Source organism: Flavobacterium tructae (genome assembly GCF_002217475.1).
GTDB lineage: Bacteria > Bacteroidota > Bacteroidia > Flavobacteriales > Flavobacteriaceae > Flavobacterium > Flavobacterium tructae.
Genome location: NZ_MUHH01000027.1, coordinates 33792 through 50252, shown reverse-complemented (window position 1 = coordinate 50252; position 16461 = coordinate 33792). Strand labels below are relative to the sequence as shown.

9 protein-coding genes are annotated in these 16461 nt (G+C 37.9%); 5 read left to right on the top strand and 4 right to left on the bottom strand.

What is annotated here, in order from left to right:
* The first annotated feature begins 34 nt into the window (after positions 1 to 34).
* Both B0A80_RS12980 and B0A80_RS12975 read left to right on the top strand, forming a co-directional pair.
* Positions 35 to 2227: a PepSY domain-containing protein gene (locus B0A80_RS12980; RefSeq protein ID WP_089077541.1), complete on the top strand. Its 2193-nt coding sequence runs from the start codon at positions 35 to 37 to the stop codon at positions 2225 to 2227.
* A 46-nt stretch (positions 2228 to 2273) separates the two neighbouring features.
* Positions 2274 to 3287 (top strand): FAD:protein FMN transferase, encoded by a 1014-nt coding sequence (locus B0A80_RS12975; protein WP_089077540.1) that lies wholly within the window; start codon positions 2274 to 2276, stop codon positions 3285 to 3287.
* Positions 3288 to 3559: 272 nt separating this feature from the next.
* On the opposite strand, the gene B0A80_RS12970 is transcribed toward B0A80_RS12975, so the two are convergent.
* A complete protein-coding gene (locus B0A80_RS12970; protein WP_089077539.1) occupies positions 3560 to 4690 on the bottom strand; it encodes an FAD-dependent oxidoreductase in 1131 nt (376 codons plus the stop codon).
* A 46-nt stretch (positions 4691 to 4736) separates the two neighbouring features.
* The gene (locus B0A80_RS12965; RefSeq protein WP_070908304.1) at positions 4737 to 5570 is read right to left on the bottom strand and encodes a helix-turn-helix domain-containing protein; all 834 of its coding nucleotides are present in this window, start codon (positions 5568 to 5570) and stop codon (positions 4737 to 4739) included.
* Positions 5571 to 5939: 369 nt separating this feature from the next.
* Between B0A80_RS12965 and B0A80_RS12960 the strand changes: the two genes are divergently transcribed.
* The 3 genes from B0A80_RS12960 to B0A80_RS12950 all read left to right on the top strand — a co-directional run bounded on the left by B0A80_RS12960 (position 5940) and on the right by B0A80_RS12950 (position 11733).
* Positions 5940 to 8345 (top strand): TonB-dependent receptor, encoded by a 2406-nt coding sequence (locus B0A80_RS12960; RefSeq protein ID WP_089077538.1) that lies wholly within the window; start codon positions 5940 to 5942, stop codon positions 8343 to 8345.
* A 26-nt stretch (positions 8346 to 8371) separates the two neighbouring features.
* Positions 8372 to 9703: a hypothetical protein gene (locus tag B0A80_RS12955; protein ID WP_165769253.1), complete on the top strand. Its 1332-nt coding sequence runs from the start codon at positions 8372 to 8374 to the stop codon at positions 9701 to 9703.
* A gap of 335 nt (positions 9704 to 10038) precedes the next feature.
* The gene (locus B0A80_RS12950) at positions 10039 to 11733 is read left to right on the top strand and encodes a glycoside hydrolase family 28 protein (RefSeq protein ID WP_233430744.1); all 1695 of its coding nucleotides are present in this window, start codon (positions 10039 to 10041) and stop codon (positions 11731 to 11733) included.
* A gap of 129 nt (positions 11734 to 11862) precedes the next feature.
* Here B0A80_RS12950 and B0A80_RS12945 read toward each other — a convergent pair whose 3' ends face one another.
* Together B0A80_RS12945 and B0A80_RS12940 are read right to left on the bottom strand one after the other, a co-directional pair.
* Complete coding sequence (locus B0A80_RS12945) at positions 11863 to 13269, bottom strand: efflux transporter outer membrane subunit (protein WP_089077536.1); 1407 nt, start codon at positions 13267 to 13269, stop codon at positions 11863 to 11865.
* An 18-nt stretch (positions 13270 to 13287) separates the two neighbouring features.
* The gene (locus B0A80_RS12940; RefSeq protein WP_089077535.1) at positions 13288 to 16458 is read right to left on the bottom strand and encodes an efflux RND transporter permease subunit; all 3171 of its coding nucleotides are present in this window, start codon (positions 16456 to 16458) and stop codon (positions 13288 to 13290) included.
* Between the last annotated feature and the right edge of the window lie 3 nt (positions 16459 to 16461).

Here is a 16461-nt window from a genome sequence, read left to right as displayed (position 1 = left end):
CGCTTACATTTGATTACATTATAGATTACATTCAATGACTCTTTCTTTTTGGCGTTACGCGCACCTGGCTCTTGCTTTATTCTCTTCTCTATTTTTAATCCTCGCTTCGGCAACAGGTACTATACTGGCTGTTGATGCGATGCAGGAAAAAACACTTCCGTACCGCGCTGAGAATTTTGATAAGATCACATTGGAAGAAGCCCTTACCGTACTCAAAAAGAATTATTCTGAAATCACTACCATAAGTGTCGATCACAATCAATTTGTAACCCTGCAGGCTATTGATGAAGAGGGTAATGACGTTAACGCTTATATTGATCCTAAAACCGGTAAAAAATTAGGAACACCCCTGAAAAAAAGTGATTTTATTCAATGGGTTACCGGATTCCATCGTTCTTTGTTTCTTCATGAAACGGGACGATTTTTTGTTGGTGTTATTTCCTTTTTACTTGTTTTAATTGCAATATCGGGCTTTGCATTGGTTTTAAACCGACAAAGAGGCATTCGTAATTTTTTCTCTAAAGTAGTTAAAGAATATTTCGCACAATACTACCATGTTGTTCTGGGAAGACTGGCGCTAATTCCGATTTTGATTATTGCACTTACCGGAACTTACTTATCTCTGGAAAAATTCAATTTCTTCATGGATAAAAAAGATCAGGAAAAAGTCAAAATGGTAAAAACTGCTGTTTCCAAAGAAGAAAAAGAAACTTCTGTTTTCAAACATACTCTTTTGGCGGACGTCAAACATATTGAATTTCCATTTACAGATGATCCGGAAGAATATTACATCATCGAATTAAAAGACCGTGAAATTGAAGTCAATCAGGTAACCGGTGCTATTGTTGAAAAAAAACTTTCTCCAATGACAGCCCAGTTTTCAGACTTAAGCCTTGATCTTCATACCGGAAGAGCCAACGGAATTTGGGCTTTTATACTTGCCATTGCCAGCATTAATATCCTCTTTTTTATCTATTCGGGTTTTGCAATTACTTTAAAAAGAAGATCTAGCCGAATCAAAAATAAATTCAAAGCCAATGAAAGTGAATTTATATTGCTTGTCGGTTCAGAAAATGGAAGTTCTTTGCGATTTGCCAATGCTGTTCTCAAACAATTGATCGATCAGGGCAAAAAAGCATTCATTACCGAATTGAACAGCTACACTGCTTTTCCAAAAGCAGAACATCTGATTGTCTTCTCCTCTACACACGGATTAGGAGATGCGCCTTCGAATGGAAATAAATTTATAACTTTTTTAAAGAAATACCCGCAACAGCAAAAAATCACTTATTCTGTAGTAGGATTCGGTTCAAATGCCTATCCTGATTTTTGCGGTTTTGCTTTCGAAATTGAGAAACAATTAGGAAATCAAAATTGGGCGGAACGTTTATTGGAAGTTCAGACGGTAAATGATAAATCAGCAGTTGAATTTGTAAACTGGATCAGATTATGGAGTGCTAAGATGGGAATTCCATTGTCGACAACTCCTTCGCTTTACAATCATGTTCCGAAAGGATTGCAAAAATTAATGGTTTTGGACAAAACACTTATTTCCGAAACCGAGCAAACTTTCCTGATCACCTTGCGCGCTAACATGAGGGCTAAATTTACTTCTGGTGACTTATTGGCTATTTATCCGGCTAACGACAGCAGGGAACGTCTCTACTCCATCGGAAGTCATTCCGGAAACATACAATTAGTCGTAAAACTACATCCACACGGATTAGGCTCAGGTTTTCTAAACGCTCTGGCACCCGGAAATGTGATAAAAGCCAGAATCATCAACAATAAAGCGTTCCATTTTCCTAAAAAAATACCTCAGGCTGCCTTTATTTCAAACGGAACAGGTATTGCTCCTTTTCTTGGAATGATTGAGCAAAATAAAGCCAAGACAGAAACACATTTATATTCAGGATTCCGTATGGAAACGGAAACGGTTTCGGGTTATAAAAAATTTACTACCGAAATGATTCAGAAACAAAAACTGCATAGTTTTCATCTGGCTCTGTCCCGCGAAAACGAGCATTTTTATGTGATGGATCTCATCAAACGTGATGCTGATTTCTTTATCAACTTATTGCAAAAAGGCGGTGTTATTATGATTTGCGGTTCACTTGCCATGCAGCAGGATGTCGAAGCAATTCTCGATCAATTGTGTCTCGAAAGAAATGTCAAGAATCTTTCTGAATACAAGAAAAACGGTCAGCTTTTGAGCGATTGTTATTAATGAATTATTACACCTGATTTTCGTTTAAAATGTAAAATAAATTTCAATGTCAATCAAAAAATCAATCCTTACTTTTTACTTGTTTTTACTGCTAATACTAAGTGGTCTGACCAGTAATGCACAAGTTTTGCGAAAAAGAACTACACTGCTCATGGGAGGACGTTTTGACATTTCGATCGTTGCAAAAGATTCCCTTACCGCAGAACAAAATATTGATGTTGTAATTGCTGAAATTACACGAATTGAAAACCTGATCTCCGACTGGAAATCTGATTCACAAGTCTCTGAGATCAATCAAAATGCGGGAATCCGTCCTGTAAAGGTAGATCGTGAAGTTTTTGAACTCACTCAAAGGGCATTACAATTTTCTGAAGCTACCAAAGGTGGTTTCGACATCAGTTTTGCCGCAATGGATCGAATCTGGAAATTTGACGGATCGATGACAGAAATGCCTTCTGCCGAGGCCATCAAAAAATCTGTAGAAAAAGTAGGTTACAAAAACATTATCCTCGACAGCGTTCAATCGACCGTATTCCTAAAACTCAAAGGAATGAAAATTGGATTTGGCGCTTTGGGAGAAGGTTATGCGACCGATAAATGCCGAAATATAATGCTTGCAAAAGGCATCAAAGCCGGAATTGTAAACGGTTCAGGCGATATGACTGCCTGGGGAAGACAACCCAACGGAAAAGACTGGAACATTGGCATGACGAATCCTTTTCATCCCGATACTTTGTTTGCCGTTGTTCCGTTAAATAATGGTGCTGTGACTACTTCCGGAAGTTATGAAAAGTTTGTTGTTTTCAACGGTAAGCGTTATTCTCATATCATCAACCCCGCAACCGGATATCCTGCTACGGGTTTGTGTAGTGTTTCTATTTTTGGTCCAAACGCCGAAACTGCAAATGGGTTAAGTACTTCTCTTATGGTTTTAGGACAAAAAGCGGGACTTCTTCTTTTAAAAAAATATCCCGACTATAGCTGTATCATGATCACCGACAACGGAAAACTAATCAAATCCAAAAACTTCAAGATCAAAAAATTCAAGACTAAACTTTAAACTGCTGAAGATACTTTGCTGCGAGTGTTTTTTTCACTCAGATTGCTTCGCCAGTTCGCTATCGCTCGGGTTAGCAGATAATGCAGATTTCCATCCCTTCAAAGCGCTAATATTGAAGCATTTTTTTTATAATTTCAGATTTCTTTCTTTAATCTATAACTTTAAAAAAATTAGCCACGAATTCACAATTTTTTTAAGAATACAAATTAAAAAGAATTCGTGAATTCGTGGCTATTTATTACACGACACTTTATAAAAATAAAACCAGAAAATTACCTGTAAAATTTCAGGAAAGAAAAATCAGGACTTAGCATTGCTGCTTCATTAGTTGCCGTCTCGAGTTGGGCTTGTGTGGCGTAAACAAACATCTTATGTTCGTAATCACTGATTGCTTCCTCTATCGTTTCAAATTCTCCATTGGTCAGATTATTAGATAAAATTAAGGCGTCTAATAATCCTATATTGGCTCCCTGACCCGCAAACGGAGGCATAATATGTGCTGCATCTCCAATGAGTGTGATAGGTAACGGACGTTCTTTCTTCCATTGAAGATTTAAACTGATCTTTCTCGTTGGCCATAAAAAAAAAGAAGAAGTAGCTTCAAGCAATTCCTTATAACATTCGTCCCATTCAAAAAACCGATTTAAGAGGTACTTTCGAATGCCATCTGTACTCTCAAAAGTCTCCTCTTTTCTCAGAAACTCCATCGGACTTTTAAAAATGACATTATAACTCAATACTTTGCCATTCTTTGGATTCGCAACCAACAAACCTTCTTTTCCGGAAGTCATAAGTATACTGCCATTACACAATTTATTGAACTTCTCGCAGGATGTTTCCGGACAAAGCACTTCACCTTGTATCATCAATGTTCCGGTATATTCGATTGTAGCGGGTGTGATCAATTTTCTGGCTTTAGACATTCCTCCATTAGCTCCAATAACAAAATCGGCAATCACATTTGTTTCATTCTCAAACTCTAAAACCCATTTTCCCTTAGTCACTTTAAGATTGGTAAACTTGCTGTTCCAAACTACAGTATCGCTTTTCACACTATTAAGCAATAACAATCTCAAATCGTTCCTGTTAATTTCGGGATTATCATAACGTTCTTCTTCGGTTGTTGTTTTAGAAAATAACACATTTCCTTGTGGATCTGCTACTGTTCTTCCCATTGGTAATGCCCTGTCAAAATAATCCTCTAATAAACCAGCTTGTTTTAAAGCTTCTTGTCCTGAACCTTTGTGGAGATCAAGAGTCCCGCCTGAAATTCTGACTTGGGCATTTAAATCTCTTTCATAAACGGTAACATCAGCTCCGTTTTGCTGTAATAATTTTGCCATAGTAAGACCAACCGGTCCTGCACCGATAATGGCTACTTTTTTATCTTTTAATAACATCATTTTATCTTCTAAATTATGAATGACAAAATTCTGCTATCCGATTATTTTAGGATTGTATAAATGCGACAAAATCATGGTTTATCAACTGTTGCTTTGCTTTTCGCGCAAAAGCACCCGGTGTGGTACCACTGTAACGTTTAAATTCTTTGCTCAAGTGAGACTGATCCGTATAACCTAATTCCTGTGCTAAACTTGCAATACTTAGATGGGGATCGAGCCACAATCGGTTGCGGGCCTGTTCGAAGCGCATGACAGCCGAAACATCTTTCACCGTATAACCTGACGATTGCTTAAAATTTCTTTCTAAAGTACGTATTGTAGCATGAGAAGCGGCAGCTACCTCCCTGACCGATATACGTCCTCCGGCTGCCGTCATAGCAATTCCTGCTTTAGATATCAAACTATTGCTGTCAGACTTTGCTTCTGCTGCAAAAAAATAGTCTTCGACTTTGGCAATAGCCTCTTCAATTTTGTGAGAAGCGATCAGATCGTTCAAAACAGACTGAAGTTTAGCAATAGGATGCTCAAAAACCTGTACTTCCTCCTTACCCTTTTGATAAGATAATCCAAGCAGGTCAAAAACCATCCACGGATAGCATCTAATACCGATAATTTCAAGTGAATTAACAGAATTAAAAACAGCAGGCTGATGGAGTAACCCTATCATAAATGGTGATGTCAGTGGTTTCAAAACTCCATTAGAAGAAATACGAAGCTCATTTCCAAAATAAAAAATAATTTCAGCATAACCATCCGGTATCACTTCAAAGTTCGACTGCACTTTGCCGTAATCAATCTTATCATACCAAAAGCACTTTACGCTTTTTTGTAATTCTTCGGGCGGAACAAATTCCTGATGGTTGGTTTGAAAAGAAAGCATAATTGGAAGAAATTAGAGACAAACGATTATAAAACAAACAAAAGCCACTTCAAAAAACTGACCGTATTTTGACAATAATCCATTTCAAAATTAAGAAATTATTAGGTACTATTACAGCATAACATAAACAACTGTTTATCAACCACAAAATAGAATAATAAACTTTGCATTGAACTATTCTCAATTTCGACCTTTGCAATTTAAAAAGTATTATAGTACAAAACACATCCGATTCTTAGCCTTTAAAATCTAAATTTATGCCAACATTAGAATTTCTAATATAATTCTAATGATCTTCTAATTCCTTTATTTAGATTAAATATAAACAATGATTTAGCTTTGCATTTCTATTTAAGAAGTACATAAATCATGAGGTTTTTATTGTTATTGTTGACGTTCGTTCATTTTTCAGTTTGGTCCCAAAATGGAAATATTAAAGGAAAAGTTACTTTTGAAAATTCTGAATCTGCATTTGGCGCTACAGTTACAATTGCCGGAACTCAAAAGTTTGCCCTAGTTGGTAACAACGGTCAATTTGAAATTAAAAATGTTGCTTATGGTATTTATACACTTGAAATTACATCACTTGAAGCGAAAACTAAAACAGTAAAGGTAACTTTAAACAGTCCTACTGCTCAGGTAAATATTTCATTAGAAAAATCAAATGATCCAAAAGCCTTAAAAGAGGTTGTCGTAAAGAAAAACTCTGTAAAAAAAGAAATCATCAGTAAAGGTTTCTCTGTAAATGTTATAGAAACTAAAGACGCCGCCACACGAAACCTGCAAACCAATGAATTACTTGATCGTTCCGCAGGGGTACGAATCCGACAAAACGGTGGTTTAGGTTCAAGCGTAAATTACAATCTGAATGGAATGTCCGGAAATGCTATCCGAATTTTTATTGACGGAATTCCGCTTTCTACTTATGGTTCTTCCTTTAGTCTTAACAGCATACCACCTGCCTTAATCGAACGCATCGAAGTTTACAAAGGGGTCACCCCCGCAGAACTGGCGGATGATGCCTTAGGCGGAGCCATAAATGTAATTTTGAAAAAAGGTGCTAAAAACACGCTGAATGCTTCTGTTTCTTATGGATCTTTTAATACCATTCAGTCCAACTTTAATACGACCTATCGTGACAAATCGGGATTTACCGTAAAAGGATCGGGCTTTTATAATTACTCAGATAACGATTATGAAGTATGGGGAAGATTCGTTTACAATATAGCACCGGATGGACGTTACGAACTTACACGCGCCAAACGTTTCGAAAACCGATACAGATCCTATGGAGGAAGATTTGAAACCGGTTTTACCAATGTAAAATGGGCTGACAATTTTTTAATTGGTATAAATGTCTCTGAAGATCACAATCAGATTCAACACGGTCAATTCATGACAAGGCCTTATAAGGGACGTTTTTCCGAAGCTGATGCTACTGTAATAAGCCTGAATTACTCTAAAAAAGGTTTTCTCTTTAAAAAACTTGATTTTTCAACCAATACCGTCTTTAGCAATAAACATGAAGTCGTAAACGATACGGTAAAATGGAATTACAATTGGAACGGTGAAAAAGCAATAGGTTTATATGGTGAACCGGTTTTATCCTATACTGGCGCACAGCAAGGTGGTCCAACCATTAATAACATTTCAGAAAATATATTAAGCTCCAGAAGCGTATTTACCTATAACCTAAATGAATATAATAGATTTATATTCAGTAATTTATATTACAAACTGGATAGAAATGAAGACGATTTAATCAAACCGGAATTTCAAAAAGATTTTGAAGCAACATTTGATTTGCAAAAAACAGTCACTTCATTAGCTTATGAAATGCAGGCTTTTGAATCACGTTTGAGAACCAATATTTTTGGTAAGTTTTACGAACAAAAAGTAAACCACAGAAAACCGGAATTGGTTACACAAAACGGGCAAGCTACCGTTGTAGAAAAGATTACCAAAAGTGCAACTCCATTATTTGGATACGGACTGGCTACTTCTTACTTTATTACTCCTGAACTAATGATCACGGCATCTGCGGAGAAAGCCATCCGATTAGCAACTTCAGATGAAATGTTCGGAAGACCTAGTGAAAATGTACTGGCTAACCCCAATCTAAAACCAGAGCAAAGCAACAATTTCAATGTAGGCGTACAATTTGGTCCCTACGAAATAAATACACATAAGATTTCAATTGCTGCATCAGGTTTTTCAAGGAATGCCAAAGACCGAATTGTTCGCACTTCCGGTAACAGGGTAAATGATGCCATACAAACCCTACCATTTGAAAACCTGGGGCGTACACAATCTATTGGTTATGAAGCTTCTTTTAATTATAGTTACAAAGATCGCTTGTTCTTATCAATGAACATGTCAAAATTTAACTCTTTGTTCAAGATGCAATTTGATGGTAATGGAGGACAGTTATCCAACTATAATAAGCAAATTCCAAATGAGCCTTTCTTCACCGTAAATGGTAATGTACAATACAATTTTAAAGAACTGATACAGAAAGATTCGCAACTAAGTTTGTATTATAATTTTGGTTATGTAGATCCCTTCGCCACACTTTGGATTGACGTCATAAACTCAAAAACACCAGCGCAATTTGTACAGGATTTAGGTTTGAGTTATGCATTTCCAAAAAAACAATTCGTACTAAGCTTCGATGCTAAAAACATTTTCGATAAACAAGTTTTCGATAATTACGCTGTTCAAAAACCGGGACGCGCTTTTTACTTGAAACTGAATTATACCCTTAATAAATTTTAATATCTAATTTTTTTAAAACAATCAATATGAGAAAAAATACGTTTAAACTATTTACATGTAGTTTACTTTTAGGTGCATTGTCATTGACAACAAGCTGCAGCAGCAATGACGAAAAAAGTGCTGATCCGGTAAATCCGGAAACACCGGATCGTTGGATTACAGTTTCGGGAGCATTAATGCAGGATGCTCCTGGCGATGGAAACGGAGGAACTATGGTTTATGCTGTAACCAAAAAAAATGCTAAAGATCCAAACTATTCGATTAATGTTTACGCAGACGGAATGCCGGTACAATCTAACAGAACGGCTCGTTTGCAATCGTCTGTAGACGGAAAAACTCTTTTCAACATTACCTACACAGGGGCTAACGGAGGAGAATTTATGACCTATACTGTAAATGGAGCTAAAAACTTCACACAATCAGGTACGACCGTAAACATTTCTCAATATGCCGGAACATCTCCAAGATGGAATAAACTTTTTGACGGAGACAAAACCGGAGTTGCAGTAAATGTAACTGCTCCGGTAGTTAAAACAAATCCGGACAAAACGTATATGTATACAAGAGGTACAGCTACCGTACTTTCTTTAGATCTTAAAGGAATACGTATTTCAGGATTTAAACAATATGAACTTCCGTTAACCGCTCAGGAAGAAGCTCAAGGGCACCATATTTTTCGTTTAGATGCTCCTACGATCAACAAAGCAGGAAATAAAGTAATTATCGGAACATGGTTACGCAAAACGAATCCTACTACAGGACAAATCGAAACTACTTACGACCGCCCGGGTGCTAAATCTGTTGTAGTAGATTATCCATCATTAGAGAATCCACAAATCATTACTTCTAAAGTTGGTTTTGGAGATACCAGTGGTTTCCGTAGCTTCAACAGCTTCTTAGGAACTGACGGTAACATTTATCAGGCTACACAAAGAGATACCAACAAAGGTTCTTATATCGTAAGAATCAACCAAAACAATCAGTATGATGATTCATTTGTTATCAGTCTTGATGCTGCATTAGCCATAAAAGGATCTTATATCGATGCCTGGAGATACGCAGGAAACGGAATCGCTTATGTACTTTACACCAGCACTGCTACTGGAGATCAGGGATTTGTTGCAAGAGTAGATTTAAATGCTAAAACAGCTAAAAAAGTAGAAGGTATTGATTATGACGCGGCTATAGATTTTGGTCAGTACCAAGGTTTTGTAGTGGATGGAAATGAGCTTTACTTAGCGGTTACACCAGTTGGAAAAGACGGAAATATTTACGTGATCGATATCCCAACAGGAGCTGTTACTAAAGGAGCTAAATTGGTAAACAAACCTGGAAACCACTATATTGGAGTATTCTAAAAAATATCTGCACCAGCAGTAAAAGCACTCATAACAATTGTTATTACTTGAGTTTTTTTTTAATTAAAACATTCCGTTTCAGATTTCTGGGACGGAATGTTTGTTTTTAGATCAAACGATAATTCAGATAATTCCTGAAAATTTGAATTTTCTTTTGACAAACAATTTCTTAGTTACTTTTAATTAAATATTTTTCATAGTTTTGTGTAATCGATTACATTTAAACCTTGATTGCTTTCGAAACTGGTTTTCAGATTTACAAAAAAATGACATTCAGCAATAAAGTAAACAACCTATTCATTTTAAAACTAACTTTCAAACCAAATTCATACTACATGAACGCGAAGCCAATTCCACTTTTACACATTGCCCTGATCCTGATGATCCACTGTTTTCTATCCGGCGCTTTTGCTCAAAATCTAAATACATACGATACTTACAAAAATGTAGAATTTAAAATGCCCAAAGTCAATGAACCGGTAATACCAAATCATACTGTAAATCTAAAAGATTTTGGTGCTGTAAATGGTGGCTATGTTTTAAACACGAAAGCTTTCGCTGATGCCATAGAAGCCGTGTCAAAAAAAGGTGGTGGAAAAGTAATTATTCCACCCGGAATCTGGCTAACAGGTCCAATTATACTAAAAAGCAATATTGAACTTCATGCCCAAACAGGCGCCTTAATTAAATTCTCTACCGACAAAAATTTATATCCCATTATTGAAACCAGTTTTGAAGGGCTTAACACCTGGCGCTGCATCTCTCCTATTTATGGCAAGAATCTCGTAAATGTAGCCTTTACAGGAAGTGGTGTGTGGGACGGTTCCGGAGAAGCCTGGAGACAGGTTAAAAAAAACAAACTGACGGAAGAACAATGGAAGAAATTTATCGCTTCCGGCGGTGTTTTAAATGAAAAGAAAGACAGCTGGTATCCTTCTGAACAATATTTAAAAGGCTCCAAAGGTGCTGATCAGAATGTTCGTCACGATCTAAAAACGAAAGAAGAATTTGAAGCCATTCACGACTTCCTTCGTCCGGTTTTAGTGAGCATACAAAATAGTAAAAGAGTGTTATTTGATGGCCCTGTGTTTCAAAACTCACCTGCCTGGAACCTTCATCCGTTTATGATAGAGGATTTAATCGTTAGAAATATAACTGTTCGTAATCCGTGGTTTTCTCAAAACGGTGACGGTCTTGACGTAGAATCCTGCAAAAATGTCATTATCGAAAATTCAAGTTTTGATGTAGGTGATGATGCCATCTGTATCAAATCGGGAAAAGATAAAGACGGTCGTGATCGAGGTGTTGCCTGCGAAAATATTATCGTAAAAAACAACATCGTTTATCACGGACATGGCGGTGTAACAGTGGGAAGTGAAATGTCGGGTGGGGTGAAAAATCTGCACGTCTCCAATTGTACTTTCATGGGAACGGATGTTGGTTTGCGTTTTAAAAGCACCCGTGGACGTGGAGGAATTGTGGAAAACATTTATATCTCGGATATTTTTATGACCGATATTCCCTCACAAGCCATCTCTTTTGATTTGTATTATGGGGGAAAATCCATAGCAGAAACTTTGGCAGAAGGCGGAAACACCGTAACTACAAAAGCTGTTCCTGTAAGTGAAGAAACGCCACAGTTTAAAAACATATCGATTAAAAACATCACTATTAAAGGCGCACAGCAAGCGGTATTTCTGCAAGGTTTGCCTGAAATGAATCTGGAAAACATCGAAATCTCCAATTTGACCGCCAAAGCAGAAAAAGGCTTTTCGATTATTGATGCTAACGGAATTAAAATCAACCATGCAACATTAGACATCGAAAACCCTATCGTATTTGAAATTTACAATACTAAAAATATGTCTTTAAAAAATATAGCTTTTAATTCGACTTTTGCGAAAGCAATCTCCATTAACGGAGAAGCTTGTCAGAATATTGAGTTGGCTGCATCTCCAAAAACAGATTTTTCTAAAACAACTACTCTCGGAGAAACTGTTCCCAAAAATGCTGTTAAGTTTTGGGATTGAAATTTAAATGTAACTAACAAAATTATTCTCTTTAACAAAATAAGTTCACGAAACTCTAAATAAAAAAAGCGCCTCAATACTCTGAGGCGCTTTTCGTTTCAAAATTTAAAATAATAGAAGCCGCGAAGACTATTTCCATCCGCCACCTAAGGCACGATACAAATCGACCACGGCTTGTAATTTTTGCAAATTATCGGTGATCCCGCTTAATTGCGCCGCCAATAAATTTTGCTCTGAAGTTAATACATCGGTATAATTGGTTGCCGAGCTGTACTCTAAAAGCTGTTGTGTAAAATCGACTGCTTTTTCAAGGGCTTCAATTTGTTTTTGTCTTGAGTCTTCTTTTTCAACGGCCATTTCATAAGCATAAAAAGCATTTGATACCTCCTGCCCTGCTACTAAAAGACTTTGCTGAAAATCATTCAGTGCCTGAACTTGTTTGGATTGTGCTGTCGTTAATCTTGCCTTATTCAGTCCCTGATTGAAAATAGGCTGTGTTAAGCCTCCTATCAAAGAATAAAAAACAGAATTGGTAAAGAAATCCGTTAGTTGGAGGTTAGAGAATCCGCCACTTGCGGTAAGCGTTAAACTTGGGTAAAAATAAGTTTTAGCCATATTGGTACTTTCAAACGCAGTGCGGAAATTAAACTCGGCCTGACGAACATCCGGACGGTTTTCCAGTAATTGCGCCGGCATACCTACAGCAAGATTTTCCGGAACGGTCTGATTCCCTAACGTCCCTCTCTCAACAGCGCCAGGAGCTTGTCCCAACAAAATATTAAGAGCATTCTCCGTTTCACGAATACTTCGTTTTAAATCCGGAATCAATACTTCGGCTGCATGCTGATTGGCTTCACTCTGCACCACTGCTGCTCCGGTAACTATTGCACCTTCTTTTAAAGCTTTGATCGTTTCCACATTTTTAATACGGCTTTCTAAAGTCGCTTTGGTAATTTCTAATTGTTTGTCATACGCTAACAACAAAAAGTAATTATTCGCAATATCAGCGATCAATTGTGTCTGAATGGCTTGTTTTGCAGCATCTGTAGCAAGATAGGCAGCTAAAGCCGCTCTTTTTGAACTGCTCAATTTTCCCCAAATATCAAGTTCCCAGGAAGTACTTAACCCTAACTTATAGGTTGTTGTCAGTGTATTGATATTAATTCCCGGGGGGAAATTCAGTCCCGCCTTTGATTGTTTGTTATGTGTAGCACTCGCATCAAAATTCAGCGTTGGATAATAAGCCAACTTTGCCTGACGCAAAGTAGCTCTCGACTGCACTATATTTTCGATCGCATTCTTTAAATTGAGATTCTGATCTAATCCTTTTTGAATTAAAGCATTCAGTTTCTCATCTTTAAAAACAGTTTGCCACGGCATACTTGCCATAGTAGTCGAATCGGCAGCATTTTGATCGCGATACAACTTATCGGTCGAAATAGCCGACGGACGTTCGTATTTCTTGGTAATCGAGCACGCACTCAACAGTGTGGCTGCCACTACCAAAAGAATATATTTATTAGAACTATGAGTCATTTTTTTAAAATTAAATTACTACTCTTTGTGAGTTTCTATCAATTGTACTTCCTCGTCATCGTCACCTTCATCATCATAATTTTCTTTTGGCGGACCACTCACACGCTCTTGCAATGTCTGGAAAATAATGAACAATACCGGAATTACAAATACTCCTAAAATGGTACCGATCAACATTCCGCCAACAGCACCCGTTCCAATCGATTTATTTCCAACGGCACCTGCGCCCGAAGCAAACATTAAAGGAACAAGTCCCAAAATAAAAGCAAAAGAGGTCATCAAAATCGGACGGAAACGTGCTACCGCTCCTTCAATAGCCGCCTGTACAATTGGCAATCCCTTTCGGCGTCTTTCGAGTGCAAATTCGACAATCAAAATACCGTTCTTGGCCAATAACCCAATTAACATGATTAAGGAAATCTGTAAATAAATATTACTGTTCAACTTGAAAATAATCGAGAACAAATAGGCTCCTGCCAATCCAAACGGAATTGAAAACAGTACAGCAAAAGGCAGGATATAACTCTCGTATTGTGCACTTAGCAGGAAATAAACAAACACCAGACACAATACAAAAATAAAAATCGTCTCACTTCCTGATGCTAATTCTTCACGCGTTAATCCCGAAAATTCATAACCATAACCTGCAGGGAGACTCTCTGCTGCTACTTCCTGAATCGCTTTAATAGCATCTCCGGAACTATAACCCGGTTTTGGTGCTCCCGTGATAGAAATAGAGGTGAACAGGTTAAATCTTGAGATAGATTCCGGTCCGAATACTCTTGTCATTTTTACGAACTCGGTAATAGGCGCCATGGTTCCGGCACTGTTGCGGACAAAGATCTTGTTCAAACCCTCGGTATTGGTTCTAAACTCCGGAGAAGCCTGAATCATCACACGATATTGCTTTCCGAATTTATTGAAATTGGAAGCGTACAATCCACCATAATAACCTTGCATGGTTGATAAAATAGTATTGACGGAAACTCCTGCATCTTTTGCTTTTGCCAGATTAATATCCATCATGTATTGAGGGAAACCCGGATTAAAAGGTGTCGTAGCATATTGTATTTCCGGACGTGCCGAAAGCTTGGCCAGAAATTCATTGTTTACTTTATAAAATTCTGCTGTACTGTGGCCTCCTTTGTCCTGTAACTGAAATTCAAATCCACCACTTTGTCCAAATCCCTGAATCGTTGGCGGGGAAATAAAGAAGATATTGGCTTCACGAATTCCGCTCGTTTTAGCAAACAGCTGACCAATTACATCATCGACACTCAGCTCACGATCTTCCCAGCTTTTCAATCTCACAATTACCATACTGTAGGCACTACCCGCACCTGCTGTAAAGTTCTGACCCACGATACGAAGAGTATTTTCGACACCTGGAATGGTGTGTGCTATACTATCGACCTTTTTCGCTACAACGTCAGAACGTTCCATAGAAGCCGAAGGCGGCAAACTGATATTGGCAAAAACTACACCCTGATCTTCCGCCGGAACGAAAGCAGACGGTGTCGTTTTCATCATATAGAACAAAGCTCCCGCAGCAAAAAGTATGGATCCCAGTGCAATCCATTTTTTGATGGAAAGGAACTGAACGGAACGTTTGTATTTTTCGGTTACATTGTCAAACGCAACGTTAAATGAGGTATAAAAACGCTGAATAAAACTTTGATGTTTGTGATCGTCAGCATGTGGTTTTAAAAGTAAAGCACACAACGCCGGACTCAAAGTAAGTGCGTTCACGGCCGACAGAATAATCGCAACTGCCAATGTAATTCCGAATTGCTTATAGAAAACCCCGGTCGAACCTGTGATAAAGGTTACCGGAATAAATACCGCCGCCATGACCAGTGTGATCGAAATGATCGCTCCCGAAATCTCATTCATCGCATGAATAGTAGCTTTCTTAGCTGATTTGTACCCATTGTCGAGTTTGGCGTGTACTGCCTCGACGACTACAATCGCATCATCGACCACAATACCAATGGCCAAAACCATCGCAAATAGCGTCAGCAGGTTAATGGTAAAGCCGAATAAATTCAGGAAGAAGAACGTTCCAACAATCGCAACAGGAACTGCAATCGCCGGAATTAAAGTCGAGCGGAAATCCTGAAGGAAAATAAATACTACAATAAAAACCAGAATAAAAGCTTCTACCAAAGTGTGAATTACCTTCTCAATTGAAGCATCCAGGTTTTCATTGACATTGATTAATACGGTATACTTTATGCCTTTCGGAAACGTTTTTACGGCTTCGTCAATCAATTTTTTAGAATTATTAATGACATCACGTGCATTCGAACCGGGAGTCTGACTAATTGCAATACCCACAGACGGGCGCCCGTTTGTGGTACTGGTCGAAGAATAACTTAAAGAACCTAATTCTACTTTTGCCACATCTTTTAAACGCAATAATTGTCCGTTTCCGGCTGATTTAATGACGATCTCTTCAAATTCTTTTGCGCTTGTTAAACGCCCTTTGTATTTGATTACATATTGAAAAGCCTGATCTCCGTTTTCACCAAATTTTCCCGGTGCCGCTTCAATATTTTGTTCTGCCAAAGCAGCCGAAACATCGCTAGGAATCAATTTATACTGCTGCATTACATCAGGTTTCAGCCAGATACGCATAGAATAATCTCTTGAACCAAAAACGGTAACATCTCCTACTCCCACTACACGCTGAATTTGCGGTACTAAGTTGATCTTAGCATAATTTTGAAGAAATGTCTGATCGTAGGCTTTATCATCACTGTACAAAGAGAAAATCAATAAGTTACTACTCTGACTTTTAGTCACGGTTACCCCCGCCTGAGTTACCTCAACCGGCAATAAACTGGTAGCCCTTGAAACCCTGTTTTGTACGTTTACTGCAGCTAAATCAGGATCGGTTCCTACTTTAAAGAAAATTTTTATAGAGGCATTACCATCATTAGTCGCCGTAGAAGTCATATAGGTCATGTTTTCTACACCGTTGATCTGCTCTTCAAGCGGAATTACGATACTTTTTAGTACCACATCTGCATTCGCTCCGGTGTAACTTGCGGCTACATTTACGGTTGGTGGTGCGATGTCCGGATATTGCGCAATAGGAAGTGCGGCCAGTCCCAGGATTCCCAGGATTACGATAATAACCGATATTACCGTAGATAGTACCGGTCGTTGTATGAATATTTTAAACATTTC

What these genes read in the sequence shown, in the direction of transcription:
- B0A80_RS12980 (WP_089077541.1), top strand. Translation starts at nt 35, where the DNA reads ATGACTCTTTCTTTTTGGCGTTACGCGCACCTGGCTCTTGCTTTATTC.
- B0A80_RS12975 (WP_089077540.1), top strand. Translation starts at nt 2,274, where the DNA reads ATGTCAATCAAAAAATCAATCCTTACTTTTTACTTGTTTTTACTGCTA.
- B0A80_RS12970 (WP_089077539.1), bottom strand. Translation starts at nt 4,690, where the DNA reads ATGATGTTATTAAAAGATAAAAAAGTAGCCATTATCGGTGCAGGACCG.
- B0A80_RS12965 (WP_070908304.1), bottom strand. Translation starts at nt 5,570, where the DNA reads ATGCTTTCTTTTCAAACCAACCATCAGGAATTTGTTCCGCCCGAAGAA.
- B0A80_RS12960 (WP_089077538.1), top strand. Translation starts at nt 5,940, where the DNA reads ATGAGGTTTTTATTGTTATTGTTGACGTTCGTTCATTTTTCAGTTTGG.
- B0A80_RS12955 (WP_165769253.1), top strand. Translation starts at nt 8,372, where the DNA reads ATGAGAAAAAATACGTTTAAACTATTTACATGTAGTTTACTTTTAGGT.
- B0A80_RS12950 (WP_233430744.1), top strand. Translation starts at nt 10,039, where the DNA reads ATGAACGCGAAGCCAATTCCACTTTTACACATTGCCCTGATCCTGATG.
- B0A80_RS12945 (WP_089077536.1), bottom strand. Translation starts at nt 13,269, where the DNA reads ATGACTCATAGTTCTAATAAATATATTCTTTTGGTAGTGGCAGCCACA.
- B0A80_RS12940 (WP_089077535.1), bottom strand. Translation starts at nt 16,458, where the DNA reads ATGTTTAAAATATTCATACAACGACCGGTACTATCTACGGTAATATCG.